Origin of the sequence: Micromonospora sp. NPDC007271, from assembly GCF_040634005.1 — a bacterium.
In the GTDB taxonomy this organism is placed as follows: domain Bacteria; phylum Actinomycetota; class Actinomycetes; order Mycobacteriales; family Micromonosporaceae; genus Micromonospora.
This window is the reverse complement of record NZ_JBEYER010000048.1, coordinates 17,576-42,892: the sequence shown is the minus strand read 5'-3', so window position 1 is coordinate 42,892 and position 25,317 is coordinate 17,576. Positions and strand designations below refer to the sequence as shown.

Genomic DNA, 25,317 nt, shown 5'->3' with positions numbered 1-25,317 from the left:
CACGAGTGAGCTGCTGCTGAGGAGAGCGACCCCCGATGGCCTATCCGTTGCACGACCCGACCGCCGCCGGCGTCCCGGCGAGCCCGGACCTGCCCGCGGTGGAGCGCCGGGTCCTGGAGCACTGGACGGCCGACAAGACCTTCGAGGCCTCCGTCGAGGCTCGCGAGGCCGGCCGGAACGGGGGGAACGAGTACGTCTTCTACGACGGCCCGCCGTTCGCCAACGGCCTGCCGCACTACGGCCACCTCTTCACCGGGTACGTCAAGGACGTGGTGCCGCGCTACCAGACCATGCGCGGCCGGCGCGTCGAGCGGCGCTTCGGCTGGGACTGCCACGGCCTGCCGGCCGAGGTGGTGGCCGAGAAGCAGCTCGGCATCACCACCAAGGCGGAGATCCTCGACCTGGGCGTGGCCCGGTTCAACGCGGCGTGCCGCACGTCGGTGCTGGAGTTCACCCAGGACTGGGAGCGGTACGTCACCCGGCAGGCCCGCTGGGTGGACTTCGCCAACGACTACAAGACGCTCGACCTGGACTACATGGAGAGCGTCATGTGGGCCTTCAAGACCCTGCACGACAAGGGTCTGGTCTACGAGGGCTTCCGGGTGCTGGCGTACTGCTGGCGGTGCGAGACGCCGCTGTCGAACACCGAGACCCGGATGGACGACGTCTACAAGGACCGGCACGACCCGACCCTGACGGTCTGGTTCGAGCTGACCCCCGACGAGTCCGCGCCCGAGTTGGTGCGTGGGCCGGTCCGGCTGGGCGTCTGGACCACCACGCCGTGGACCCTGCCGTCGAACCTGGCGCTCGCCGTCGGCCCCGACATCGAGTACGCGGTGCTGGAGCGCGACGGCACGCGGTACGTCGTCGGCGCGGCCCGGCTCGGCGCGTACGCCAAGGAGTTGGAGGGGTACGAGCAGGTCGGCACCGTGCGCGGCGCGGACCTGGTCGGGCGCCGCTACACCCCGCTCTACGACTTCCTCGTCGAGCAGGCGGGGGAGAACGCGTACCAGGTGCTCGGCGCGGAGTTCGTCACCACCGAGGACGGCACCGGGATCGTCCACCTGGCCCCGGCCTTCGGCGAGGACGACCAGAACGTCTGCAACGCGGCCGGCATCCCGACCGTCGTCACCGTGGACGACCACACCCGGTTCACCGCGCTGGTCCCGCCGTACCAGGGCGAGCAGGTCTTCGACGTCAACAAGTCGGTGATCCGGGAGCTGAAGGAGCGGGGGGTGGTGCTCCGGCAGGACACCTACACCCACTCGTACCCGCACTGCTGGCGCTGCGACACCCCGCTGGTCTACAAGGCGGTGTCGTCCTGGTTCGTGGCGGTGACCAGGTTCAAGGACCGGATGGTCGAGCTGAACCAGCAGATCAACTGGACGCCGGGGCACATCAAGGACGGCTCGTTCGGCAAGTGGCTGGCCAACGCCCGGGACTGGTCGATCAGCCGGAACCGGTTCTGGGGCTCGCCGATCCCGGTGTGGAAGTCCGACGACCCGAACTACCCCCGGGTCGACGTGTACGGGTCGCTGGCCGACCTCGAGCGGGACTTCGGCGTACGCCTGACCGACCTGCACCGGCCGGCGGTGGACGACCTGGTCCGCCCCAACCCGGACGACCCGACCGGCAAGTCGATGATGCGCCGGGTGCCGGAGGTGCTGGACTGCTGGTTCGAGTCCGGCTCGATGCCGTTCGCCCAGGTGCACTACCCGTTCGAGAACCGCGAGTGGTTCGAGCACCACTACCCGGGCGACTTCATCGTCGAGTACATCGGGCAGACGCGCGGCTGGTTCTACACCATGCACGTGCTGGCCACCGCGCTCTTCGACCGGCCGGCGTTCCGCAACTGCCTGAGCCACGGCATCCTGCTCGGCTCGGACGGGCGGAAGATGTCCAAGAGCCTGCGCAACTACCCGGACGTCTACCACGTCTTCGACTCGTACGGGTCGGACGCGATGCGCTGGATGCTGATGTCCTCGCCGGTGCTGCGCGGCGGGGACATGCCGGTGACCGAGGCGGGCATCCGGGACGCGGTGCGCCAGGTGCTGCTGCCGCTGTGGAACGTCTGGTACTTCTTCTCGCTCTACGCCAACGCGGACGGCTACTCGGCTCGCCGTCGCACCGACTCGACGCACCTGCTCGACCGGTACGTGCTGGCGAAGACGAACGAGCTGGTCTCGACGGTCCAGGCGCAGCTGGACGCGTACGACATCTCCGGCGCCTGCGCCACCGTCCGGTCCTACCTGGACGCGCTGACCAACTGGTACGTGCGTCGCTCGCGGGACCGGTTCTGGTCCGGAGACGCCGACGCGTTCGACACCCTGTGGACGGTGCTGGAGACGCTCTGCCGGGTGGTGGCGCCGCTGGCGCCGCTGACCGCCGAGGAGATCTGGCGCGGCCTCACCGGCGAGCGGTCGGTGCACCTGACCGACTGGCCGGCGGCGGACGGGTTCCCGGCCGACCACGACCTGGTCGCCGCGATGGACGCCACCCGGGACGTCTGCTCGGCGGCGCTGTCGCTGCGCAAGGCCAAGGGGCTGCGGGTCCGGCTGCCGCTGGCGAAGCTGACCGTGGCCTCGCCCGTCGCCGCCCAGTTGCAGCCCTTCGCCGACCTGGTGGCCGACGAGGTCAACGTGAAGTCGGTGGAGTTCACCGAGGAGGTGTCCGCGTACTGCCAGCAGGTGCTGACGGTGGTGCCGCGGGCGCTCGGCCCCCGGGTCGGCAAGGCGGTGCAGCAGGTCATCAAGGCGGTCAAGGCGGGGGAGTGGGAGCTGGTCGACGGCGCCCCGGTCGCCGCCGGCGTCACCCTGGCCGAGGGCGAGTACGAGTTGCGCCTGGTCGCCGCCGACGCCGAGCAGTCCGCGCCGCTGCCCGGCGGCGAGGGTGTGGTCGTGCTGGACACCGAGGTCACCCCGGAGTTGGCCGCCGAGGGGCTGGCCCGGGACGTGGTCCGGGTGGTGCAGCAGGCCCGCCGGGACGCCGACCTGGACGTCTCGGACCGGATCGTGGTGTCGGTCTCGGCCTCCGAGGAGGTACGTGCGGCGGTGGCCGCGCACCTCGACTTCGTGGCCCGGGAGGTGCTCGCCGAGAGCATCGACTTCGCCGAGGGCGTCGAGGGCTTCCCCGGCGAGGTCGGCGACGGCGAGCGGGTGACGGTCGCCGTCCGCCGGGTATGAGGTGAACGGAGGGGCCCCTTCGCGTCAGGCATGGCAGGGGCCCCTTCCTAACCCGTTCAGGTTCATCGCGCGGGCGCGTGACCACCCGCTCGGGCCGGCGCGACGTCGTCGGCTAACGTGACACCGCCCGCATCAGACGATCGCCGGAGGACCCGTGCCCCTGCTCTACACCATCGGCAAGCTCACCGTGGCGCCCTCGCTCCGGTTGGCCTTCCGTCCGACCGTGGAGGGGTTGGAGCACATCCCGGCGACCGGCGGGGCGATCTTCGCGGGCAACCACCTCTCCGTCGCCGACGAGCTCTTCCTCGGCACCGTGGTGCCCCGGCACCTGGCCTTCTGGGCCAAGTCGGAGTACTTCAAGGGCAGCGGTGTGAAGGGGCGGTTCTCCAAGTTCGTGCTCACCGGGCTGGGCGCCATCCCGGTCGAACGGGCCGGTGGACGCGCGGCGCTGTCCGCCTTCGACGCGGCCATCCCCGTGCTCAAGGCCGGTGACCTGGTCGCCGTCTACCCGGAGGGCACCCGCTCACCGGACGGGCGGCTCTACCGCGGGCGCACCGGCGCGGCCCGGCTCGCGGTGGCCGCCGGCGTACCGATCATTCCGGTCGGCATGATCGGTACCGACAAGGCCCAGCCGATCGGGACCCGGGTGCCCCGGCCGGGCAAGGCCGAGATCATCGTGCGTTTCGGCAAGCCGCTGGACTTCACCGGCCGGCCGGACGACCGGACCTCGCTGCGCGAGATGACCGACGAGGTGATGGCCGAGATCCAGAAGCTCACCGGCCAGGAGTACGTCCCGCGCTACGCCCCCAAGCGCAGCGAACCGACCACCGAACCCTCCGCCTGAATCGTCTCGGCGGGCCCGCACCGTCCCCGACGGCTGCCGGCCCGGTCGGCGACGTCCGCCGCGCGAACGCGCCGGCCCCGGGGGCCGGCGCGGCGTGACCGGTCAGGCGCCGTCCGCGGTCACCACCTGCTGGCGCAGGGTGTCCAGCAGACGAGCACTGTCGTTCAGGTCGAGCCGGGTGAAGACCCCGGTGGCCAGGCTGCCATGGTCCACTGAGGTGCACACCACCACCCCGTCGCCGTCCGCACGGCCGACGGCGCAGCGCGCGTACCGGCCGCGGACGCGGGTCTGCACCGCTTCGGCGGGGCCCAGCGCGTACCGGTCGGTGAGGCGGGCGATCTCGGCATCGGCGTCCGCCTCGGGAGTCAGCCGGAGGCCGGTGCTGCCGAAGAGGGTCACCCGCTTGCCGTCCCGCGTGGTGTAGATCCCGGCGAAGGCGTCGTCGGCGAACAGGTGCTGCTGGCGCACCTCGCCCTTCAGCTTCTCGGCAGCGTCCCGGCTGCCCTCGTCCTGGCGCAGCCGCAGCCCGGCGACCTGGTCGGGCAGGGCCGCGCTGGCCGGGTACTGGGCGCGGAGCGGCTGCGCCCACCAGAGCGGTACGCCGCAGCAGCAGGCCACGGTGAGCAGCAGCACCCAGGGCCAGCGGCGCCGGCGGCGGACCGGCACGGCCACGTACCCCTTGGGCGGCTGGAATCCGGGCGGTGCGCCGGCCGGCGGCGTGGCTCGGCCGCGGCGCTGCTTCGGCGGCTTTGCCGGGGCGGGCAGGGCCGGGCGGGGCTGCGCCACCGGCGCGGCCGGAGCCGGGCTGGGTGGCGACACCGGCGCGGGCGGCGGCGACACCGGGCGGGCCGCGACCGGGGGCGCGGGGATCGGCGCCGGGGCGGCCGGCGGGTGACGGACCGGTACGCCGGCGACCGGCGGCGGCGGGCTGGCCGGCGGGGCCGGGTAGGGCAGCGTGTGCGGGGACGCCGGGTAGGGCAGCGTCGGCGGCAGCGCCGGGAACTCGACGGAGCGCAGATCCCAGCCGGTGGTGTCCACGCCCTCCCACGGGTCGACCGGGACCATGTGCTCCGGTGAGCTCACCGGCGGCACGGGTGTGGGTTCGGCGGACTCACCCCACGAGCGCTTGCGCGGCGGCGGGGGCGGGACCGGTGCGGATCCGCTCCAGCGGGGCGCGGGTAGCGGGGGTTCGATCTCCAACCGGGTCGGCTCCGGGCCGCCCGGCGCGGGCACCGGCGCCGAGCCGGACGGGCGGCCGGGTACGGCGGCAGAGCCGCTCGGCCGGGACGGTGGAGCGGCCGGGTCCGCCGGGCACGGCGGGGTGGCCGCCGGGCCGGGCGAGTGCGGGGGTACGGGCGCCGAGCCGCGCGCCGGAGTGCCCGACACCTCGACGGGCGCGCCGGCTCCGGCCACCGCCTCGGTGATGCTGGTATCGGCGCCCGTGGCGGTGCCCCCCGGGGCGCTTTCCGCGTGCTGGCCGCTGCCCCCGGCGGCGGGGCCGCTCTCGGCCTCGGGGCCGGCGACTTCGGCGCGGGAGGTGGGCGCGGCGGGCGGCTCACCATCCTGTGGGCGGTCGTCGTCGGCCGGCGGAACGGCCGGGGGCGGCCCGTCGGACGGCTCGCCGACGTCCGCGACCGGCTCGGCCGGTGCGTCCGGGCTGCTGCTCGACGTGGCGGACGGATCCGGGCTGCCGGCTGGCTCGGCCGCCGGGTGCGGGCTGGTGAGCGACTCCGCTGCCGCATCCGCGCCGTCGGTCGTCGGTGCTGCTGGCGGTACGGGGGTGAGGGTCGGCCCGTCGGTGCCCGGCTCCCGGTCTGTGACCGGGGTGCTCCCGTCGGCCGGCCGATCGGTGCCCGGCTCCGGCATCGCGGCATTCTCCTCTCACGCCCGTTGCGAGGTTAGTAGGGGAGTGCCACCGCGGACGAATCCGCTCGTCCGGCGGTGACATGGCAGATCTTGGAGAGTGGCGGTGCCCGGGGTGCGGACGGGAGGTCTCCAAGATCCGGGTGGGTGGGGTGGCGCTCTGCCGCGGTGCGGCGTGGTGGGCGGGGGAGCACCGCGTACCCTTGGGCATCATGAGTGCCCCGTCGACGACGCCGCGCCCCGTCGTGGCCAATTCCATCTGGCCTCGGCTGGAGCCGCTGCTGCCCCAGGTGACCAAGCCCATCCAGTACGTCGGTGGCGAGCTGGGTGCGGTGGTCAAGGACTGGGACACGGCGGCCGTCCGGTGGGCGCTGATGTATCCCGACGCGTACGAGGTGGGCCTCCCCAACCAGGGCGTGCAGATCCTCTACGAGGTGCTCAACGAGCTGCCCGACGTGCTCGCCGAGCGGACCTACGCGGTCTGGCCGGACCTGGAGAAGCTGATGCGCGCCCACGGCGTGCCGCAGTTCACCGTCGACGCGCACCGCGCGGTGCGCGACTTCGACGTGTTCGGCGTCTCCTTCTCCACCGAGCTGGGCTACACCAACCTGCTCACCGCGATCGACCTGGCCGGCATCCCGCTGCTTGCCGCCGACCGCACCGACGCCGACCCGGTGATCGTGGCCGGCGGGCACGCCGCGTTCAACCCGGAGCCGATCGCCGACTTCGTCGACGCCGCGGTGCTCGGCGACGGCGAGGAGGCGGTGCTGGAGATCACCACGATCGTCCGGGAGTGGAAGGCCGAGGGGTCGCCCGGCGGGCGGGACGAGCTGCTGCTGCGGCTGGCCCGCACCGAGAGCGTCTACGTGCCGCGCTTCTACGACGTGGACTACCTGCCCGACGGCCGGATCCAGCGGGTCGTGCCGAACCGCCCCGACGTGCCGTTCCGGGTGCACAAGCGCACGACGATGGACCTGGACGCCTGGCCGTACCCGAAGAAGCCCCTGGTCCCGCTGGCCGAGACGGTCCACGAGCGGTACGCGGTGGAGATCTTCCGGGGCTGCACCCGGGGCTGCCGGTTCTGCCAGGCCGGCATGATCACCCGCCCGGTGCGGGAGCGCTCGATCACCACGGTCGGCCAGATGGTGCAGCAGGGGCTGGAGTTCTCCGGCTTCCACGAGGTGGGCCTGCTGTCGCTGTCGTCGGCCGACCACTCGGAGATCGGCGACATGTGCTCCGGCCTGGCCCAGCAGTACGAGGGCACGAACGTCTCGCTCTCACTGCCGTCGACCCGGGTCGACGCGTTCAACATCGACCTGGCGCAGGAGCTCTCCCGCAACGGCCGGCGTACCGGTCTGACCTTCGCCCCCGAGGGCGGGTCGGAGCGGATCCGCAAGGTGATCAACAAGATGGTGTCGGAGGAGGACCTCATCCGCACCGTGGTCACCGCGTACACCAACGGCTGGCGACAGGTGAAGCTCTACTTCATGTGCGGCCTGCCCACCGAGACCGACGAGGACGTGCTCCAGATCGCCCGGATGGCCCACGAGGTGATCAAGGCCGGCCGGGCCGCCACCGGCTCCAAGGACATCCGCTGCACGGTCTCCATCGGCGGCTTCGTGCCCAAGCCGCACACCCCGTTCCAGTGGGCGGCGATGGAGCGGCCGGAGGTCATCGACTCTCGGCTCAAGCTGCTCAAGCAGGCGATCAACGCGGACCGTTCGCTGGGCCGGGCGATCGGTTTCCGCTACCACGACGGCGAGCCGTCGCTGATCGAGGGCCTGCTGTCCCGGGGCGACCGCCGGGTCGGCGCGGTGATCCGCAAGGTCTGGGAGAACGGCGGCCGGTTCGACGGCTGGAGCGAGCACTTCTCGTACCAGCGCTGGGTGGACGCCGCCGCGGAGGCGCTGCCGGCCTTCGGGGTGGATCTCGACTGGTACACCACCCGGGAGCGCGACGAGCTGGAGGTCCTGCCCTGGGATCACCTGGACTCCGGCCTGGACAAGGACTGGCTCTGGCAGGACTGGCAGGACGCCCTGTCCGAGTACGAGCAGGACGACTGCCGGTGGACCCCGTGCTTCGACTGTGGCGTCTGCCCGTCGATGGACACCGAGATCCAGATCGGCCCCACCGGCAGGAAGCTGCTGCCGCTGACCCCGGTCAACGGCCTCAAGCTGCCCACCGGGGCCCAGCACTAGCCGCATCGGCGCATCGGGGGCGCGGGGACCGGCCGGTTCCCGCGCTCCGTCGTTCCGCGACCGGGTGTCCCGCCGGCCCGGCGGTGACCCGGTGGCACCTCGACGGGTGGCGAGGCCGATACGCTGCGTCCCAAATGGACCGACCGGCGGGTCGGTAACGGGGAGGACAGCAACGTGGGTGACATCAGGGGACGATTACTCGCGGCCGGGCTGCTGGCCGGGCTCATGGTGCTGGGGGTCGCCCAACCGGCGGCCGCCGCGCCGCGCCGGGCCGAGCAGTGGTACCTGGACGAACTCCGGATCGACCAGGCGCACAAGCTCTCCACCGGACGGGGTGTGATCGTCGCGGTGGTGGACAGCGGCGTCGACGCCACCCACCCGGACATCCGGGGCCGGGTGCTGCCCGGTGGTCGTAGCTACGGCGCCGCTGGCGACGGACGGGCCGACGAGGAGGGCCACGGCACTCACATGGCCGGCATCATCGCGGCCACCAACGCCAGCCGCGACGGCGTGGACGGCGTCGCCCCGGGCGCGAAGATCCTGCCCATCAAGGTCATGAAGGGCAAGGGCTCATACCGCGACGGGGCGTGCGCCCTCGGCATCCGGATGGCCGTGGACGGGGGCGCCAAGGTGATCAACCTGTCGTTCGGTGGGCCGGGCTCGGCCAGCGCCGAGATGGAGAGCGCCATCAAGTACGCGCTGGACCGGGACGTGGTGGTGGTGGCTGCGGCCGGCAACACCGCCAAGGGCAGCGTCGACGTCGACAGCCCCGCCAACGTCCCCGGCGTGCTCGCGGTGACCGGTACGACCCGGGGCCGCGCGTTCTGGGGCGGCTCGGTCCAGGGTCCGGAGGCGGTGATCGCCGCGCCCGGCGACGGGATCTACAACATCGGTCCCGACCACGGCTACGGCTGGGGCGACGGGACCTCGGACGCCACCGCGGTCGTCTCCGGCGTCGCGGCGTTGATCCGGTCGAGGTACCCGGACCTCGACGCGGCCAGCGTGACCAACCGGATCATCCGCACCGCTTGGGACGCCGGCGCACCCGGCCGTGACCCGCAGTACGGCTTCGGCCTGATCGACCCGGTCGCCGCGCTGACCCGGGACGTGCCGAGGGTCTCCGCGAACCCGCTGCTCGCCCCGGACGCCGCGAGCAGCGCCCCGGCCGAGGCGGCCACCGACGGCGAGTTCGACGTGACCAGGTACGGCGACCGGGGCGGCCCGACCGACCAGCAGGTCATGGTGATCGGCATCGGCATCACCGTGGTGGTGGTGGTCCTGCTGGCCCTGGTGGTCCTCCTGATCTGGAACCGGCGCCGGTACCGGCGGGAGGCGGCTCTCCCGGCCGATGTGCCGGACGAGCTGCTCGACCGGGTCGCCGCCGCCCCCGGCTACCACGGCCCGCCGGGCGCCCCGCCGTTTCCGGGCGGCTACGGCCCGCCGGGTTCGGTACCCGCTCCGGGCGGCCCTCCCCCGACCCCCGGATACGCCCGCCAACCCGGCGCGTTCCCGGCGGCTCCGGGGACGTACCCGCCGCCCGACGGCGGCAACCGGTCCTGACCTGGCCGACGTCTCCCGCGGGCAAACCGGGCCCGATCGGCGTGGCCGGCCGGTGACCTGCACGTCACCGGCCGGCCACCGGCGTCTCCGATGTGGGTGGAAAACGCCCGGCTGAGCGGTTGCTACCGACTTTCGGGGCTCTTCCGGCCGCCCCGGCTGCGTACCGTCACGGGCGCTGCGCCAGGATGGGACGGACACGCAGGTACACCCGAGGAGCTCACGATCGCCAGAAAGCCTCAACCCGAGGGCGGCCAGGCGCCGGTCGTCCAGCGGGTCCGGATCCGGTACGCCAAGCGCGGCCCGCTGCGGTTCACCTCGCACCGGGACTTCGCCCGGGCCTTCGAGCGCGCGCTGCGCCGGGCCGGCGTACCGATCGCCTTCTCTCAGGGCTTCACCCCGCACCCGAAGATCTCGTACGCCTCCGCCGCCCCGACCGGCGTCGCGAGCGAGGCGGAGTACCTGGAGATCGGCCTGCGCGAGCCGGTCGATCCGGAGCAGTTGCGGCTCGCCCTGGACGCGGCCCTGTCGCCCGGGCTCGACGTGCTCGACGCGGTGGAGGCCGCCGGCGGTAGTCTGGCCGACCGGATCGAGGCGTCGCGCTGGCGGATCGAGCTGCCGGAGGTCGACCCGGCGCTGCTGGAGCGGGCGGTGACCGCCTTCACCGCCGCGGAGGAGATCCAGGTCGAGCGGATGACCAAGCAGGGCCGGCGCACCTTCGACGCGCGGGCCGCCGTCATCGGCATCGATGTGCTGCCCTCGTCGGAGACGCCTTCCGGGGCGATGGCCGTACCGTGTGCGATACTCGAAGTGGTCGTGCGGCAGGTCACCCCGTCCGTACGGCCCGATGACGTCCTTTCCGGCCTCCGCGTGGTGGCCGACCTGGCGCCGCCGGTCGCTCCGAAGGTGATCCGGCTGGAGCAGGGCACGTTGACCGCGCAGGGCGAGATCGTCGATCCGTTGGATGCGGATCGCGACGGGGCAGCCATCGGAGAGCGCTGACCGACGGTCAACGCTCTGGCAGGCAGACTTCGGCGGTCGCGCACCTGCGCGCCCGGCGGAAACACCTTTTGCGGCGACCCTGCGTGGCAGCGCTCACCCGCGCCCGGGGCAGCCAGAACTGGAGAACGTCCATGCTCGAGAACGAGCCCGAGGGCGGCGAACGGACCGGTTCAGAGCCGGCCGAGGCACCCGCCAACAACACCGACAGCACGTCCGAGACCAAGCCGCCGGCCCGCAAGCGGACCAGTCGCCGCAAGGCCGCCCCGCTCAACCAGCCGGAGCAGACCGACGCGCCGGCCGAGGCGTCCACCGACGCCGGCACCACCAGCGGCGAGGCGCCGCAGGCCGAGGTGTTCGCGCCGGTCGCCGGCGAGCTGGAGTCCGCGCCGAAGACCACCCGGCGGCGGCGTAAGGCGACCACTGCGAAGGCGGTCGAGGAGCCGGTGGTCGCCACCGGCGCGGAAGCCGCCTCCGACGAGGTCGTCCCGCCGGTCAAGGTGACCCGTACCCGTCGCCGGAAGGCCGCCGCACCGCCGGCTGAGGCGCCCATCGAGGAGTCCGCGACCGAGGCGCCGGCCGAGGCCGCCGCCAGAGCGGAGGCTGAGTCGCCGGAGGAGGCTGAGCCGTCGGGCGACACCGGCGGGGAGCCCGCCGAGGGCACCGAGCCGTCGGCGAGCGCCGCGCCGGCCGAGGAGGAGCCCGAGGTCGAGCAGACCGGAGCCCGGCCGACGCCGATCGCCGAGGGCGGGGCCGAGGCGCCGCCGGCCACCGAGGCCACCCTGGCGCGCGCCGGCGGGTCGGCGGACCGGACCGGCGAGATCTCGCCGGGCGGCGCCGTCCCGGGCACCGCCGAGCAGCCGGCAGCGGAGCCGCAGCCGGTCACCCGCCGCCGGCGGGCCGCGATCTCCGCGCCGACCGTCCTGTTCATGGCGCCGCAGCCCGAGGAGATGCCGATCGTCCGGGTCACCGGACCGGCCGTCGAGGAGCCGGCCGAGGAGCCGGTGGAGACCGGTCGGCGCCGCCGGCGTGGCCGGCGCGAGGCGGAGCCGGTCGAGGCCGAGGTTGAGGCCGAGGTGGAGCCGACCGCCGAGGTCGAGGAGGGCCTCGATGCGGAGGAGGACGAGGACGAGGAGGAGACGGTCTCCGGGCGCCGCCGCCGCCGGCGGGGTCGCCGCGGGCGGGGCCGGGGCAAGGGCGGCGTCGAGGACGTCGAGGAGGACGAGGCCGAGGAGGCGATCCAGGCCGAGAGCGCCGAGGCCGAGGAGGCCGAGGAGGAGGAGACCGAGGGCGACGGGATGACCCGCCGCCGCCGTCGCCGCCGCCGTCGGGGTGCCGGTGACGTCGAGGGCCCGTCCGAGGACGGCGTGCCCACGGTCGTCAAGATCCGCGAGCCGCGCCGGCCCGTCGACGAGGTGCAGGGCGTCTCCGGCTCGACCCGGCTGGAGGCCAAGCGGCAGCGCCGCCGGGACGGCCGCGAGCAGCGGCGTACCCGGCCGCCGATCCTGAGCGAGTCGGAGTTCCTGGCCCGCCGGGAGGCGGTCGACCGGGTGATGGCCGTCCGCCAGCGCGGCGACCGGACCCAGATCGCGGTCCTCGAGGACGGCGTGCTGGTCGAGCACTACGTCACCCGCAACTCGTCCGGCACCATGGCCGGCAACGTCTACCTCGGCAAGGTGCAGAACGTCCTGCCCAGCATGGAGGCGGCCTTCGTCGACGTCGGGCGTGGCCGCAACGCCGTGCTCTACGCCGGCGAGGTCAACTGGGACACCACGGGACTGGAGGGCCGGGCCCGCTCGATCGAGCACGCGCTCAAGTCCGGCGACTCGGTGCTCGTGCAGGTCACCAAGGACCCGATCGGGCACAAGGGCGCGCGGCTGACCAGCCACATCGCGCTCTCCGGCCGGCACCTGGTCTACGTGCCGAACGGCAACGCCTCCGGCATCAGCCGCAAGCTGCCCGACACCGAGCGGAAGCGGCTGCGGGACATCCTCAAGAAGCTGGTGCCGGACGGTGCCGGGGTGATCGTCCGGACCGCCGCCGAGGGCGCCAGCGAGGACGAGCTGGCCCGGGACGTCAAGCGGCTGCAGGCGCAGTGGGAGGACATCCAGGCCAAGGCGGCCGAGGGTGGCGCCCCGGTCCTGCTCTACGAGGAGCCGGATCTGGTCATCCGGGTGGTCCGGGACCTGTTCAACGAGGACTTCCGCGACCTGGTCATCGAGGGCGAGCAGGCGTACGACCTGGTCGAGTCGTACCTGTCGCACGTCTCGCCGGACCTGGTCGCCCGGCTGCGCCGGCACGTCGGCACCACCGACGTCTTCGCCGAGTACCGGATCGACGAGCAGATCCTCAAGGGGCTGGACCGCAAGGTCTTCCTGCCTTCCGGTGGCTCGCTGGTGATCGACCGGACCGAGGCGATGACCGTCATCGACGTCAACACCGGCAAGTACACCGGCTCCGGGGGCAACCTCGAGGAGACGGTCACCCGCAACAACCTGGAGGCGGCCGAGGAGATCGTGCGCCAGCTGCGGCTGCGCGACCTCGGCGGCATCGTGGTGATCGACTTCATCGACATGGTGCTGGAGTCGAACCGGGAGCTGGTGCTGCGCCGGCTCACCGAGTGCCTGGGCCGGGACCGCACCAAGCATCAGGTCACCGAGATCACATCGCTGGGTCTGGTGCAGATGACCCGCAAGCGGATCGGCGCGGGCCTGCTGGAGGCGTTCAGCGAGACCTGCGAGTGCTGCAAGGGCCGGGGCGTGATCATTCACACCGAGCCGGTGCCGGAGAAGCCGCGCTCCGGCGGCGCGGGGGAGAAGGTCAAGGCGGTGGCCTCGGCCGTCACCACGCCGGCCGCCGAGGAGCGGGGCGGCTCCCGCCGCCGCGGTCGCAAGGCCGCGCCGGAGAAGACCGTCGCCGAGGTGACCGACGCCCAGGCGGAAGCCGACTACCACGACACGATGGGCTACGACCTGTCCCGGTACGAGACCGAGACGCCCGCCGCCCCGGCGGTCGCGGACAGCCAGGAGGGCGACTCGGCGCGGCTGGCCGCGGCGGACGACCCGGACGCGATCGGCGACGGCGAGGCCGAGGAGGAGGGCGGCCTCGGCCGGCGGCGCTCCCGGCGCGGCGGCGCGCGGCGGCGTACCCGGCCGTGAGCCGCTGACCAGCAGGCGTTCGAGCGGGCCCCTTCCGCGGCACCAGTTGCCGCGGGAGGGGCCGCTGCCGTTCCGCCGACCCCGACCGGAACCGGTTCCGGCCCGCTGGTCCGGCGTGGGGCGGCTCCCCGAGCACCGGGGCGCCCCCGAACGCCGGGACGGCGGCGCCACGACGAACCCGGTCCGGGCCGAGCGGCGGCCCGGTTTGGGGGGCGGGACTGCTATGGCGTACGCTTGCATGCGGCGCACTTTGGTGTGCCGAGTTCCCGCGTGCCCGCGCCGCCGGTGTCACGGCTACCCGGCGAGTCGCCGTGGGAACGACCGCCAGCAGCCTCAACGACAGGGAGTCCGCCTCCGATGTACGCGATCGTCAAGACCGGCGGCAAGCAGTACAAGGTCGCCGAGGGCGACGTGATCGAGGTCGAGAAGCTCGCCGGTGCCCCCGGCGACGCGGTGAAGCTCACCGCGGTGCTCCTCGTCGACGGTGACGACCTGGTGACCGACGCGGCGAAGCTTGCTCAGGTCTCCGTGTCCGGCGAGATCGCCGCGCACACCAAGGGCCCGAAGATCCGGATCCACAAGTTCAAGAACAAGACCGGCTACCACAAGCGCCAGGGTCACCGCCAGCCGTTGACCCAGGTCAAGGTGACCGGCATCTCCAGCGGGAAGTAGGTCGTCCTCCAATGGCTCACAAAAAGGGTGCGTCCAGCTCGCGTAACGGTCGCGACTCCGCGGCTCAGCGGCTCGGCGTGAAGCGCTTCGGTGGTCAGGTCGTCAACGCGGGCGAGATCATCATCCGCCAGCGTGGCACCAAGTTCCACCCCGGTGACCTGGTCGGCCGCGGCGGCGACGACACGCTCTTCGCGCTGGCCGCCGGTGCGGTCCAGTTCGGCACCAAGCGCGGTCGCAAGACCGTCAGCATCGTGCCGCAGCAGTAGTTTTCTCGCGTTGCGGGCCGCGGACCTGGTGTCCCGGCCCGCTTCGCTTTTTCACGTGCGGGGCGTGCCCCGCTGGAAGGATTGTCCGCGTGACGACGTTCGTTGACCGGGTCGTCCTGCATCTGCAGGCCGGCGACGGCGGGCACGGCTGTGTCTCGATCCACCGGGAGAAGTTCAAGCCCTTCGGTGGCCCGGACGGCGGCAACGGCGGGCACGGCGGCAGCGTCTCGCTGGTGGTCGACCCGCAGGTGACCACGCTGCTCGACTTCCACTTCCGCCCGCACATGAAGGCCGAGAACGGCAAGGGCGGCGCGGGCTCGAACCGGGACGGCGCCAACGGCCGGGACCTGGTGATCAAGGTGCCGAACGGCACGGTGGTGCAGACCATCGACGGTGAGGTGCTGGCCGACCTGGTCGGCGCGGGCACCACCTTCGAGGCGGCCCGGGGCGGCCGGGGTGGGCGGGGCAACGCCTCGCTGGCCAACGCCCGGCGCAAGGCGCCCGGCTTCGCCGAGCTGGGCGAGCCCGGCGACCGGCTGGACGTGGTGCTGGAGCTGAAGAGCGTCGCCGACGTCGGCCTGGTCGGCTTCCCGTCGGCCGGCAAGTCGTCCCTGATCTCGGTCATCTCCGCCGCCAAGCCGAAGATCGCCGACTACCCGTTCACCACCCTGGTGCCGAACCTGGGCGTGGTCCGGGTGGACAACCACACCTTCACCGTGGCCGACGTGCCCGGGCTGATCCCGGGCGCGGCCACCGGCAGGGGGCTCGGCCTGGAGTTCCTCCGCCACGTCGAGCGCTGCGCCGTGCTGGTGCACGTCATCGACACCGCCACGCTCGAGCCGGGCCGGGACCCGCTCGCGGACATCGACACCATCGAGGCCGAGCTGTCCGAGTACGGCGGCCTGGCCGACCGGCCCCGCCTGGTCGCGCTCAACAAGATCGACGTACCGGACGGCCGGGACCTCGCCGAGATCGTCCGGCCCGACCTGGAGGCGCGCGGCCTGCGGGTCTTCGAGATCTCCACGGCCACCCGCGAGGGGCTCAAGGAGCTGACGTACGCGATGGCGGAGTTGGTCGAGGGGGCCCGCAGCGCGGCGCCGCCGGCCGAGCCGACCCGGATCGTGCTCCGCCCGAAGGCGGTCGACGACGCCGGCTTCACCATCGAGGCGGAGGAGGACGGCTCGTTCACCGTCCGGGGTGTCCGCCCGGAGCGCTGGGTCCGGCAGACCAACTTCGACAACGACGAGGCGGTGGGCTACCTGGCCGACCGGCTGGCCCGGCTGGGCGTCGAGGAGAAGCTGGCCAAGGCCGGTGCCCAGGCCGGCGACCTGGTCCGCATCGGCGGGCGGGAGTTCGACTGGCAGCCGACCCTCTACGCCGGCGTCGACTTCATCCCGGGCAACCGGGGCACCGACGTACGGCTGGAGGAGAAGGCGAACCGGGCCACGGCCGCCGAGCGGCTGGCCGCCCGCAAGGCGCGCCGGCAGCGCCCCGCCGACGAGGTCGAGGCCGCGGCGCAGGACGCCGACGACGAGGACGAGGACGAGGACGACTGGGAGTAGTTCCTCGCCGTCCGCGATCGGGTCGTTGGCCGGAAACCTCCGCGAAATCCGGCCGGCCTAGCGTGACGGAATGCTGATCGAATCCCGGCCCGCCACCGACCCCGAGGTGGCCACCCTGGTGGCGGCTCAGCAGCGCGAGCTGCGCGACGCCGACGGAGGGCTGCCCGGCCAGGCGAGCACCACCCATGACGACATCCGCTATCTGGTCGCGGTGGCGGCTGGACGAGCCGTCGGCTGCGGCGGCATCCAGGCGCTGGACGCCGACACCGGCGAGTTGAAGCGGATGTACGTCCGGCCGGCGTACCGGGGGCGGGGCATCGCCCGGCAGTTGCTGGCCGCCCTGGAGGAGCTGGCCTACCAGCAGGGGCACACCACGGTGTGCCTGGAAACGGGCACCTACCTGCCGGCCGCCATCGCCCTCTACCGGTCCTGCGGCTACCAGCCCGTTCCGGTCTACGGCGAGTACGTGGGCAACCCGTACAGCGTGTGCTTCGCCAAGCGTCTGCTCGTCGCCGCCTGACGGCGGTCGCGCCCGTCCCGGGCCCGGCGGCGGTCGGTCCTCGCGGGACGAGCGGCGGCAACCTCGCCACCAGCGCCGGCCGCGGCCGGGTCAGGCGCTGGTCTCGGCGTGCGGGGCGGTGACCGGCTTCGACTCGGGGCTGGCGTGCTGGCGCAGGACGATGCTCAGCAGGATCAGCACGCCGACGGCGAGGAACTCGCTCTGCCAGTTCTGCATCGACTGGAACCAGAAGTCGCTGGTGGCGAGGAACTGCCCGGCGCTGATCGGGGCGGCCCCGCTCTGCAACGCCTGCTCCTGGTTGTACTGGGCCACGCCGCCGAACAGGTGGCCGAGGAACGAACCGGCGAAGATCAGCAGCAGGGCCAGGGAGAGGCTGTTGCGGTAGATCGCCAGCGGCAGGCCACCGACCCGGACCGGCCAGGGGGAGTCCGGGGTGGCGTGGCTCGCGTCGTCGTCGGGGCGGTCCCCCTGGTCCTCCGGCTTCGACTCGGCCGAGCCCTTCTGCACGAGGTACGCGGTGAGCAGCACGTACCCGCCCATCTGCAGGAACTCCGACTCCCAGTTCTCGAAGACGGCCTCGGCGAAGTGCCCGCTGCCCAGGTACGCCCACCAGCCGATCGGGGCCGCGCCGTACTGGGTCAGCTCCTCGTTGTGGACCTGCCAGCCGAACACGCTCTGCAGCAGCAGGAAGATCAAAAACGCGCCGAGCATGGCGACCGTGAGCAGGTTCTGGCGCAACCACCGTGGCATCGTGCGGACCTCCTCTTCCATGGGCAAGCCCCGCGGTGGTCCCTCGTTGCCCCCGGCGACGAGGGCGCAAACCCGGGTCTGGCGTGCCGGAAGCGATAGCTTCGACCGGGTGACGCCGCAGGCCAGGGTCACTCGAGCGGACTGTCCAGCCGCCCGCCGGTGCCAACCTTGGGGAACAGCAGCAGCCCCAGGGCGAGCATGCCGAAGCCGAGGAAGAGGTGCAGCCAGTTGTCGGCGTCGTTGAACGGCACCACGTTCGCCGCGCCCTCCGGGCCGGCGGCGAAGCCCCACAGCCAGATCGCGAGGTAGACGGCGCCGCCGCCCGCGAGGAACAGTCGGGCCCCGCCGACCCGGCTGGCCAGCCCCAGCCCGATCAGGCCGAAGACCAGGTGAAGCAGGTTGTGCAGGATCGAAACCTGGAACAGGGTGAACAGCTTCGCCTTGGAGTGGTGGCCGGCGAACGCCAGCTCGCCGGAGTGCGTGGTGACGCCGGGGAGGAAGCCGAGCACGCCGATCAGCACGAAGACGGCGGCCACCGCGAGGGCGACCATCTGGATCGCCGGCCGGGCCGGGACGCGTCCGCGCACGTCACGTGCCATCGCTGTCACCTCCGTTGATCACCCGCCGCCCGGGCCGGGCAGACCCTCCATTCTGTGATCGGAGCGGGGCACAGCCGCAGAGAAATGACGAATCAGGGCAGGGACCCGACGACGGGTGCCCGCCACCGCCGAGGACGCCGTGCAGGCGGTGACCGGGGACGCCCGGTCCGCGGCGCAGAGCGCGAAGGAGCTCGCGGTCCTCCCGGGGGAGTGACCGGGAGCCGTCGCGTACGTCGCCGCGGTTCCTGCCCGTATTCTGCCGATCAGGCCGGTTTGTCGTTTCGATGGGTTCGTGCCGGGTAGCGCTGCGGGATGCGGGCGGTCCAACCCCGGACCCCCGGGTGGAGGAGACGTGATGAGCAGCAACGGAACGAGGTGGATGCTGGCCGGGGCCGCCACGGCGACCGCCCTCGGCGTCGGCCGGGTGGTGGCGCGGCGGCGGCGCCGGCACCAACCCGAACGGGAGGGCGGCTGGTACGTCGTCCACCGGGGGATCACCGTGGCCCGGCCGATGGACGCGGTGATCGGCTTCTGGACCGACCGGGAACGGCTGGACCGGGCGCTCGGCGAGTGGGCGACCCTGGAACAGCTCGACGACAACCGGTGGCGCTGCGTGGCCAGCGACCCGGCCGGCGGCGGCACCGAGTGGCGCGCGGAACTCACCGTCGACGGCCCGGGCCGGCTCACCTGGCGGGTCACCGACGGCCCGGTGGCGCAGCGGGGCCGGGTCGAGCTGGTCCCCGCCCCACAGGACCGGGGCACCGAGATCCGCGCCGAGCTGCGCTGGCGGTCCGGGCTGGTGCGCCGGGTGCTCGGGCTGACCGGCGGGCACGATCCGGACCTGGCGCTGCGCAGCACGCTGCGCCGGATCAAGTCCCTGATCGAGACCGGTCAGATGCTGGAGACCCGCCACGACCCGTCGGGGCGCAGCCCGAAGCAGGAACAGGCGACGGACAAGGTCCGGGAGCGGCTGACGGTGGGAGGCCGGCCATGAGGGCGTTGTGCTGGGAGGGCATCGGCAGGCTGGCGGTACGCGACGTGCCGGAGCCGACGATCCGCTCCGCCGGCGACATCATCGTCAAGGTTCGGGCCAGCAGCGTCTGCGGCTCGGACCTGCACCTGATCAACGGATACCTGCCGGCGATGCGCGAGGGGGACATCCTCGGCCACGAGTTCATGGGCGAGGTGGTCGAGACCGGTCCCGACGTACGCCGGATCAAGGTCGGCGACCGGGTGGTCGTCGGCTCGGTGGTGGCCTGCGGCGCCTGCTGGTACTGCCGCACCGAGCAGTACTCGCTCTGCGACAACTCCAACCCGCAGCCGGTGTTCACGGAGAAGCTGTGGGGGCACTCGCCGGCCGGCATCCTCGGCTACTCGCACGCGGCCGGCGGTTACGCCGGCAGCCACGCCGAGTACATCCGGGTGCCGTTCGGCGACGTCGGGGCGTTCACCGTCCCCGACGGGGTGCCCGACGACTCGGTGGTCTTCGCCTCCGACGCCCTGCCCACCGGCTGGATGGCGGCCGACTTCTGCGGGCTCAAGGGCGGCGAGGTGGTCGCCGTCTGGGGCGCCGGTGGGGTGGGGCAGATGGCCGCCCGGGCCGCTCAGATCCTCGGCGCCGAGCGGGTCATCGTCATCGACCGGTTGCCGGAGCGGCTCGGCGCCGCCGCCAAACGGCTCGGCGTCGAGACGATCAACTACGCGGAGACCGACGTGCTGGAGGAGCTGCGCGAGCTGACCGCCGGGCGGGGGCCGGACGCCTGCATCGAGGCGGTCGGCATGGAGTCGCACGGCGTCGGGCCGACCTACGCGTACGACAAGGCGAAGCAGACGGTCCGGCTCACCACCGACCGGCCGACCTCGGTGCGGCAGGCGATCATGGCGTGCCGTAAGGGCGGCACGGTGAGCATCATCGGCGTGTACGCGGGCCTGGTCGACAAGTTCCCGCTCGGCGCCGCCATGAACAAGGCGCTGGTGCTGCGGATGGGGCAGATGCACGCCCAGCGCTACATCCCGATGCTGCTGGACCGGATCGCCGTCGGCGAGATCGACCCGGGTTACCTGGCGACCCACCCGATGCCGCTGGAGGAGGGAGCCCGCGGCTACGAGATCTTTCAGACGAAGGAGGACGGCTGCCTGCGTACCGTCCTGCACCCGCAGCCGGCCTGAGCGGGGTCCGCGGCCCCCGGGCCGCCGTGCCGGCCTTCGCTGCCGCCGGTTCGCTCGCGGTGACCTCGGCGGCGCTGGTGCTGCGGCGTTCGTACCTCCGCCGGCCGGCGCGACCACCCTGATCGTGCGCCTCGTGCTGCTGCGGCGCCCGCTGTGGTCCGCGCCGACGGAGGGCTGAGCGATGGTGGACCTCGTGGTGGCGGAGTGATCACCCGATCCGGCGTACCCCGTCGACGACGAATCCGCTGGGCGGCAGGGTGGGCATCCGGCCGAGGTCGAGCGCCAGGTCCTGGGGCGGGACCCGGTAGCGCATCGTTCCGGTCAGGTTGCCGACCGCCCGCTTCATCAGCTCGACGGTGAGCCACTCGCCGGCGCAGCGGTGCCCGGCGAAGTGCTCCCCGCCGCCCTGCGGGACCAGACTGAACGGGTCGCCCGGCCAGCCGGTGAACCGCTCCGGCCGGAACCGCTCGGGTTCGGGCCAGAGCCGCGGGTGGTGGTTGGTGGCGTACAACCCGAGCAGCACCCGCCGGCCCTGCGGGAAGTCGTGCCCCTGCCACCCGAAGGAGCGCCGGACCCGGGCCGCCGCGACAGGAAAGAACGGGTAGTGACGGCGTACCTCGTGCACGAAGCTCGTGGTGGCCGGCTCGTCGCCGGGCACCCGTTCCCGCCACCGCGGATGGTCGTGCAGGGCCAGCGCGGCGAAGACCACGTACCGGTCGAGCGCGACCGTCGGGCGGAGGACGTTCAACAGCTCCACCGCCGCGATCCGTCGGGGCAGCAGCCGCTCCTGGTCGTCCCGATGCTCGGCGATCACCCGTAGTGCGCTGCCCTCCGGGGCGGGCAGCGCGCCGCGGCGGACCCGCTCCACCAGGTCGCCGAGCCAGGGCTCGGCCCGGCGGCGGGCGAGCAGCCCGCGCCAGTGCCGGGGGCCGACCGCGGCCGGCGCCTCGATCATCGCGTGCAGGTCGGCGGCGCGGGACGCCACGTCCGCGCCGGCCAGCGGCACGCCCGCCCAGGCGCAGACCGCCCGGGCCAGCATCCGGCCGACCTCGTCGTACATGACCACCGGACCCGACCTCACCCAGACCGGGACGCGGGCCCGCCACTCGTCGTCGAAGAGCTCTCCGAGGCGGTCGATCGCGGCGGGTGTCATGATCGACATCAGCATCGCCTTGCGCGCCCGGTGCGCCGCGTCGTCGAGCCCCTGGACGCCGCCGACCCCGGTGAGGGTGCGCTGCCCCCGCATCGGCATGGCGCCGTGCCGGACGAACTTGTCGTCGTCGTAGAACAGCTCCGCGGCCGGGCGACCGCGCAGGCAGATGGTCGGTTCCAGCATCAGCCGGGTCTGGAAGATGTCACTGCCGTGCCGGTCGCACCGGTCGCCGACGAACCGGTACCCCTCGCGGAGGAACGCCAGGGTGCTGTCCGGGCTGGGGTCGCTCGGCATGCTGCTCATCGGCTGCTCCTCGGGCGGCTCGGCGACCGGCGTCGACGGTCCGCTACTACCCGGGTCGGGCGGCGCGAATCCGGTCCGGTGCAGGTCGGCCCCGCCCTGGCCGGCCCGATCCGGTCGCGTGCCGGACGCCGACCCGGCCCGGTAACGCGCCAGGAGGGGCCAGCGGCGAACGCCGGGGAGGGGCCAGCGGCGAACGCCGGAGCTGGCCCCTCCCAGGGCGCGGAAAACCTGGTTGGCTCGGCGGCGAGCCGGTCGGGGATCCGCCGGCGCGGTGCCGCGGCCACGGCGACGGGGAGGACGGGATGGGCAACGACAGGACGGCGCACCGGCGGGTGGTGACCGGGCTCGACCCGCGCCGCGGGGGCCGCGAGGAGACGCTGATCGGGCCAGCGCGGCGGGCCGCGGCCCGGCCGCCCCGGTTCTTCACCGTGCACCTCGGCTTCGAGGCGGCCGACCCGTCCGCCGCCCGTGAGCTGGCCGTCGCGTACGCCGAGGCACTGAGCCTGCTCCGCCCGGAGCTGGCGCTCGGCGCGGCGGCCCTCTCCCCGGCGGACGCCTGGCATCGGGCGGAGCGGCTGTTCTGCGGGGCGGTCGGGCCCGACGGCGAGCGCTGCGCCGACGTGACCGGCCACCCCGGCTTCCACCACGCGCCCGGCCCCGGCGGTCTCGGTTGGGGCGACGGTGACTGAGCCGGTGCGCTCAGTCCAGGTCGAACTCGCCGTCCTGGGCGCCCGCGACGAACGCGTCCCACTCGGCCTGGGTGAAGACCAGCACCGGCCCGTCCGGCTCGGCCGAGTTGCGCATCCCGATCAGCTCGTCGACGAAGGCCACCTCGACCGCACCCGCGGAGGTGTCGCCCTCGGCCCGTTGCCAGACCGCCCGGGAGAGGTCGAAGTCGCCCTTGGGATGCTGACCCATCGTTGTTCCTCCATCGCCAGACGTCACCGGGGATCCCGGCCGGATCCCCATCGGGCAGGATAAGCGGATGCCGAGCCTGACCCGTGTAGAGGCGACCGCGCGTGGCGCGTTGATTACCGTCGAGTCCTACCAGGTGGACCTCGACCTGACCGGTGGCGGCGAGCGGTTCCGCTCCACCGTCACGATCCGGTTTCGGGCCACCCCGGGCGCCGAGACCTTCGCCGAGGTCAAACCCGCGCGACTGCTCGGGGTACGCCTCAACGACCGGGACCTCGACCCGGCCGTCCTCGACGACAACCGGCTGCCGCTGACCGGGCTGGCCGCGACGAACACGCTGACCGTCAGCGCCGAGATGGCGTACTCCAACACCGGCGAGGGGCTGCACCGCTTCGTCGACCCGGCCGACGGCGAGACGTACCTCTACGCGATGTCCTTCCTCGACGAGGTGCAGCGGATCTTCGCCGCGTTCGACCAGCCCGACCTCAAGGCCCCGGTGACCCTCTCGGTCACCGCGCCGCCGGAGTGGACGGTCGCGGCCAACGGGCCGGTGGCCGACCGGCCCGCGCCCGGGCGCTGGGAGTTCGCCCCCACCGCGCCGCTGGCCACGTACTTCTTCACGCTGATCGCCGGCCCCTGGCACGTACGGCACGACGCACACGACGGCATCCCGCTCGGCGTCTACTGCCGGCGGTCCCTGGCCGAGCACCTGGACGCCGACGCCGAGGAGATCTTCACCGTCACCCGGCAGTGCCTCGACCGGTTCCACCAGCTCTTCGCCGAGCGCTACCCCTTCGGCAAGTACGACCAGGCGTTCGTGCCCGAGTTCAACGCGGGCGCGATGGAGAATCCGGGCCTGGTCACCCTGCGCGACGACTACGTCTTCCGTTCCGCCGTCACCGATTCCGAGCGGGAGCTGCGGGCCACCACCATCGCGCACGAGATGGCGCACATGTGGTTCGGCGACCTGGTGACCATGCGCTGGTGGGACGACCTCTGGCTCAACGAGTCCTTCGCCGAGTACCTGGGCACCCGGGTCACCGCCGAGGCCACCCGCTTCGGCCAGGCGTGGACCACCTTCGCGATGCGCCGCAAGGCCTGGGGGTACGCGGCCGACCAGCGCCCCTCCACGCATCCCGTGGCGCCGGAGGAGGTGGCCGACGCGGCCCGGGCGCTGCTCAACTTCGACGGCATCTCGTACGCCAAGGGCGCCAGCGTGCTGCGCCAGCTGGTCGCCTGGGTGGGCGACGACGCCTTCCTGGCCGGGCTGAACGCGCACTTCGCCAAGCACCGGTTCGGCAACGCCACCCTCACCGACCTGCTCGACAGCCTGGCCGCCGCGAGCGGGCGGGACCTGGCCGACTGGGCCGAACGCTGGCTGCGCCGCAGCCAGGTCAACACGCTGCGGATGGAGACCGCGGTGGACGCCGACGGCCGGTGGACCGAGGTGGCGGTGGTGCAGACCGCGCCGGAGGCGTACCCGGTGCTGCGCCCGCACCGCATCAGGGTGGCCCGGTACGCCGCCGACGCCCCGGTGCAGCGCTTCGAGGTCGACCTCGACCCGGACGCCGAGCAGGGCCGCACCGAGCTGACCGAGCTGGTCGGGCAGGCGGCCACCGGGCTGCTGCTGCCCAACGCGGGCGACCTGACCTTTGCCAAGATCCGGCTCGACCCCGCCTCGGCGGACGCGGTGCCGATGCTGCTCGCCGGGCTGGACGATCCGCTGGCCCGCGCGCTGCTCTGGGGCGAGGCGCTGGATTCCGCCACCGACGGCGAGCGTCCGGTGGCCGGGTTGGTCGCGCTCATCGAGGCGGCCCTGCCGGCGGAGACCGAGGTCATCATCGCTGAGGATGTGCTCGCGCTCAGTCGCGACCTGGTCGACCGGTACCTGGATCCGGCGGCCCGGGACGCGGCCCTACGCCGGATCGCGCGGGCGTGCGCCGCGCTGCTGGCCGGCGCCCCGGCCGGCGGCTCGCTGCAACTCGCCGCGGCTCGGAGCCTGATCGGCGCCACCACCGACACCGGGCTGCTGGCCGGCTGGCTGGCCGGCCAGGACGTCCCGGCGGGGCTCGCGGTCGACGCCGACCTGCGGTGGGCCCTGCTGCGCCGGCTGGTGGTGCTCGGGGCGGCCGGCGAGCCGGAGATCGCCGCCGAGGCGGCCGCCGACCGCAGCGCCATCGGCGCCGAGCGGGCCGCGGCCTGCCGGGCCGAGCTGCCCGACGCCGACGCCAAGCGGGCCGCGTGGGAGATCATCACCAGCAACGTCGAACTCTCCAACCGCCTCGTCGAGGCGACCGCGGAGGGCTTCTGGCAGCCGGAGCAGGCCGAGCTGACCGCCGGCTACGTCGAGCGCTACTTCGCCGACATGCCGGCGGCGGCGCGGCTGCGTACCCCCTGGACGGCCAACCGGGTCGCCCGGCTGGCCTTCCCCCGCTACGCGGTGGCTCAGCGAACCCGGGATCTGGCCGCCGCGCTGCTGGCCCGTGACGACCTCGCGCCGGGCCTCCGACGAGAGGTGACCGACCGCGACGACGACCTGCGGCGCGCCCTCGTCGCCCGGACGGCGGTGGCTGCCGCCAGCGCCTGACCGCAGGTCGGCCGCCGGGG

Annotated in this window: 19 protein-coding genes; 14 read left to right on the top strand and 5 right to left on the bottom strand. The window is 73.4% G+C overall.

The window, feature by feature from the left end; genetic code table 11:
• Positions 1-35: 35 nt before the first annotated feature.
• Both ileS and ABZ570_RS18605 read left to right on the top strand, forming a co-directional pair.
• The gene (gene ileS, locus ABZ570_RS18610; RefSeq protein WP_358064626.1) at positions 36-3,182 is read left to right on the top strand and encodes an isoleucine--tRNA ligase; all 3,147 of its coding nucleotides are present in this window, start codon (positions 36-38) and stop codon (positions 3,180-3,182) included.
• A 154-nt stretch (positions 3,183-3,336) separates the two neighbouring features.
• The gene (locus ABZ570_RS18605; protein ID WP_358064622.1) at positions 3,337-4,026 is read left to right on the top strand and encodes a lysophospholipid acyltransferase family protein; all 690 of its coding nucleotides are present in this window, start codon (positions 3,337-3,339) and stop codon (positions 4,024-4,026) included.
• Between the two features lie 102 nt (positions 4,027-4,128).
• On the opposite strand, the gene ABZ570_RS18600 is transcribed toward ABZ570_RS18605, so the two are convergent.
• The gene (locus ABZ570_RS18600; RefSeq protein ID WP_358064619.1) at positions 4,129-5,892 is read right to left on the bottom strand and encodes a hypothetical protein; all 1,764 of its coding nucleotides are present in this window, start codon (positions 5,890-5,892) and stop codon (positions 4,129-4,131) included.
• A 209-nt stretch (positions 5,893-6,101) separates the two neighbouring features.
• On the opposite strand from ABZ570_RS18600, the gene ABZ570_RS18595 reads away from it, so the two are divergent.
• From ABZ570_RS18595 to ABZ570_RS18560, 8 genes are all read left to right on the top strand, one after another.
• A complete protein-coding gene (locus ABZ570_RS18595; RefSeq protein WP_358064616.1) occupies positions 6,102-8,087 on the top strand; it encodes a TIGR03960 family B12-binding radical SAM protein in 1,986 nt (661 codons plus the stop codon).
• Positions 8,088-8,261: 174 nt separating this feature from the next.
• Entirely contained in the window at positions 8,262-9,647 is a 1,386-nt protein-coding gene (gene mycP, locus ABZ570_RS18590; RefSeq protein WP_358064613.1) for a type VII secretion-associated serine protease mycosin, read from the top strand.
• A 279-nt stretch (positions 9,648-9,926) separates the two neighbouring features.
• Entirely contained in the window at positions 9,927-10,646 is a 720-nt protein-coding gene (locus tag ABZ570_RS18585) for a TIGR03936 family radical SAM-associated protein (RefSeq protein WP_358064656.1), read from the top strand.
• Between the two features lie 131 nt (positions 10,647-10,777).
• Positions 10,778-13,801, top strand: coding sequence for an Rne/Rng family ribonuclease (locus tag ABZ570_RS18580; protein ID WP_358064610.1), 3,024 nt, complete (start codon positions 10,778-10,780; stop codon positions 13,799-13,801).
• Positions 13,802-14,158: 357 nt separating this feature from the next.
• Positions 14,159-14,473, top strand: coding sequence for a 50S ribosomal protein L21 (rplU, locus tag ABZ570_RS18575; RefSeq protein WP_089005670.1), 315 nt, complete (start codon positions 14,159-14,161; stop codon positions 14,471-14,473).
• A gap of 11 nt (positions 14,474-14,484) precedes the next feature.
• A complete protein-coding gene (gene rpmA / locus ABZ570_RS18570) occupies positions 14,485-14,739 on the top strand; it encodes a 50S ribosomal protein L27 (protein WP_073838295.1) in 255 nt (84 codons plus the stop codon).
• Positions 14,740-14,828: 89 nt separating this feature from the next.
• Positions 14,829-16,301, top strand: a complete 1,473-nt coding sequence (gene obgE / locus ABZ570_RS18565; RefSeq protein WP_358064605.1) for a GTPase ObgE — start codon at positions 14,829-14,831, stop codon at positions 16,299-16,301.
• A gap of 70 nt (positions 16,302-16,371) precedes the next feature.
• A complete protein-coding gene (locus tag ABZ570_RS18560; protein WP_358064602.1) occupies positions 16,372-16,821 on the top strand; it encodes a GNAT family N-acetyltransferase in 450 nt (149 codons plus the stop codon).
• A 90-nt stretch (positions 16,822-16,911) separates the two neighbouring features.
• Here the strand turns inward: ABZ570_RS18560 and ABZ570_RS18555 are convergent, their stop codons facing one another.
• A complete protein-coding gene (locus ABZ570_RS18555; protein WP_358064599.1) occupies positions 16,912-17,571 on the bottom strand; it encodes a DUF6766 family protein in 660 nt (219 codons plus the stop codon).
• 128 nt (positions 17,572-17,699) lie between these two features.
• Positions 17,700-18,170: a DUF4383 domain-containing protein gene (locus ABZ570_RS18550; RefSeq protein ID WP_358064596.1), complete on the bottom strand. Its 471-nt coding sequence runs from the start codon at positions 18,168-18,170 to the stop codon at positions 17,700-17,702.
• 355 nt (positions 18,171-18,525) lie between these two features.
• Between ABZ570_RS18550 and ABZ570_RS18545 the strand changes: the two genes are divergently transcribed.
• Together ABZ570_RS18545 and ABZ570_RS18540 are read left to right on the top strand one after the other, a co-directional pair.
• Positions 18,526-19,164, top strand: a complete 639-nt coding sequence (locus ABZ570_RS18545; protein WP_358064593.1) for a cyclase — start codon at positions 18,526-18,528, stop codon at positions 19,162-19,164.
• The gene (locus ABZ570_RS18540) at positions 19,161-20,339 is read left to right on the top strand and encodes a zinc-dependent alcohol dehydrogenase (RefSeq protein ID WP_358064591.1); all 1,179 of its coding nucleotides are present in this window, start codon (positions 19,161-19,163) and stop codon (positions 20,337-20,339) included. Before ABZ570_RS18545 ends, ABZ570_RS18540 begins: the two co-directional genes overlap by 4 nt.
• Before the next feature lie 208 nt (positions 20,340-20,547).
• On the opposite strand, the gene ABZ570_RS18535 is transcribed toward ABZ570_RS18540, so the two are convergent.
• Positions 20,548-21,795 (bottom strand): cytochrome P450, encoded by a 1,248-nt coding sequence (locus ABZ570_RS18535; protein ID WP_358064588.1) that lies wholly within the window; start codon positions 21,793-21,795, stop codon positions 20,548-20,550.
• Between the two features lie 302 nt (positions 21,796-22,097).
• On the opposite strand from ABZ570_RS18535, the gene ABZ570_RS18530 reads away from it, so the two are divergent.
• The gene (locus ABZ570_RS18530; protein ID WP_358064585.1) at positions 22,098-22,484 is read left to right on the top strand and encodes a hypothetical protein; all 387 of its coding nucleotides are present in this window, start codon (positions 22,098-22,100) and stop codon (positions 22,482-22,484) included.
• Between the two features lie 10 nt (positions 22,485-22,494).
• On the opposite strand, the gene ABZ570_RS18525 is transcribed toward ABZ570_RS18530, so the two are convergent.
• Complete coding sequence (locus tag ABZ570_RS18525) at positions 22,495-22,713, bottom strand: DUF397 domain-containing protein (protein WP_358064583.1); 219 nt, start codon at positions 22,711-22,713, stop codon at positions 22,495-22,497.
• 67 nt (positions 22,714-22,780) lie between these two features.
• On the opposite strand from ABZ570_RS18525, the gene pepN reads away from it, so the two are divergent.
• Positions 22,781-25,297 carry an aminopeptidase N gene (gene pepN / locus ABZ570_RS18520; protein WP_358064580.1) on the top strand — a complete coding sequence of 839 codons (2,517 nt, stop codon included), beginning with the start codon at positions 22,781-22,783 and terminating at the stop codon, positions 25,295-25,297.
• Positions 25,298-25,317: the final 20 nt, after the last annotated feature.

Excerpts from the sequence above, each read along its gene's own strand:
- ileS (WP_358064626.1), top strand. The coding sequence starts at position 36 with ATGGCCTATCCGTTGCACGACCCGACCGCCGCCGGCGTCCCGGCGAGC.
- ABZ570_RS18600 (WP_358064619.1), bottom strand. The coding sequence starts at position 5,892 with ATGCCGGAGCCGGGCACCGATCGGCCGGCCGACGGGAGCACCCCGGTC.
- ABZ570_RS18595 (WP_358064616.1), top strand. The coding sequence starts at position 6,102 with ATGAGTGCCCCGTCGACGACGCCGCGCCCCGTCGTGGCCAATTCCATC.
- ABZ570_RS18580 (WP_358064610.1), top strand. The coding sequence starts at position 10,778 with ATGCTCGAGAACGAGCCCGAGGGCGGCGAACGGACCGGTTCAGAGCCG.
- rplU (WP_089005670.1), top strand. The coding sequence starts at position 14,159 with ATGTACGCGATCGTCAAGACCGGCGGCAAGCAGTACAAGGTCGCCGAG.
- rpmA (WP_073838295.1), top strand. The coding sequence starts at position 14,485 with ATGGCTCACAAAAAGGGTGCGTCCAGCTCGCGTAACGGTCGCGACTCC.
- ABZ570_RS18560 (WP_358064602.1), top strand. The coding sequence starts at position 16,372 with ATGCTGATCGAATCCCGGCCCGCCACCGACCCCGAGGTGGCCACCCTG.
- ABZ570_RS18555 (WP_358064599.1), bottom strand. The coding sequence starts at position 17,571 with ATGCCACGGTGGTTGCGCCAGAACCTGCTCACGGTCGCCATGCTCGGC.
- ABZ570_RS18550 (WP_358064596.1), bottom strand. The coding sequence starts at position 18,170 with ATGGCACGTGACGTGCGCGGACGCGTCCCGGCCCGGCCGGCGATCCAG.
- ABZ570_RS18545 (WP_358064593.1), top strand. The coding sequence starts at position 18,526 with ATGAGCAGCAACGGAACGAGGTGGATGCTGGCCGGGGCCGCCACGGCG.
- ABZ570_RS18540 (WP_358064591.1), top strand. The coding sequence starts at position 19,161 with ATGAGGGCGTTGTGCTGGGAGGGCATCGGCAGGCTGGCGGTACGCGAC.
- ABZ570_RS18535 (WP_358064588.1), bottom strand. The coding sequence starts at position 21,795 with ATGAGCAGCATGCCGAGCGACCCCAGCCCGGACAGCACCCTGGCGTTC.
- ABZ570_RS18530 (WP_358064585.1), top strand. The coding sequence starts at position 22,098 with ATGGGCAACGACAGGACGGCGCACCGGCGGGTGGTGACCGGGCTCGAC.
- ABZ570_RS18525 (WP_358064583.1), bottom strand. The coding sequence starts at position 22,713 with ATGGGTCAGCATCCCAAGGGCGACTTCGACCTCTCCCGGGCGGTCTGG.
- pepN (WP_358064580.1), top strand. The coding sequence starts at position 22,781 with ATGCCGAGCCTGACCCGTGTAGAGGCGACCGCGCGTGGCGCGTTGATT.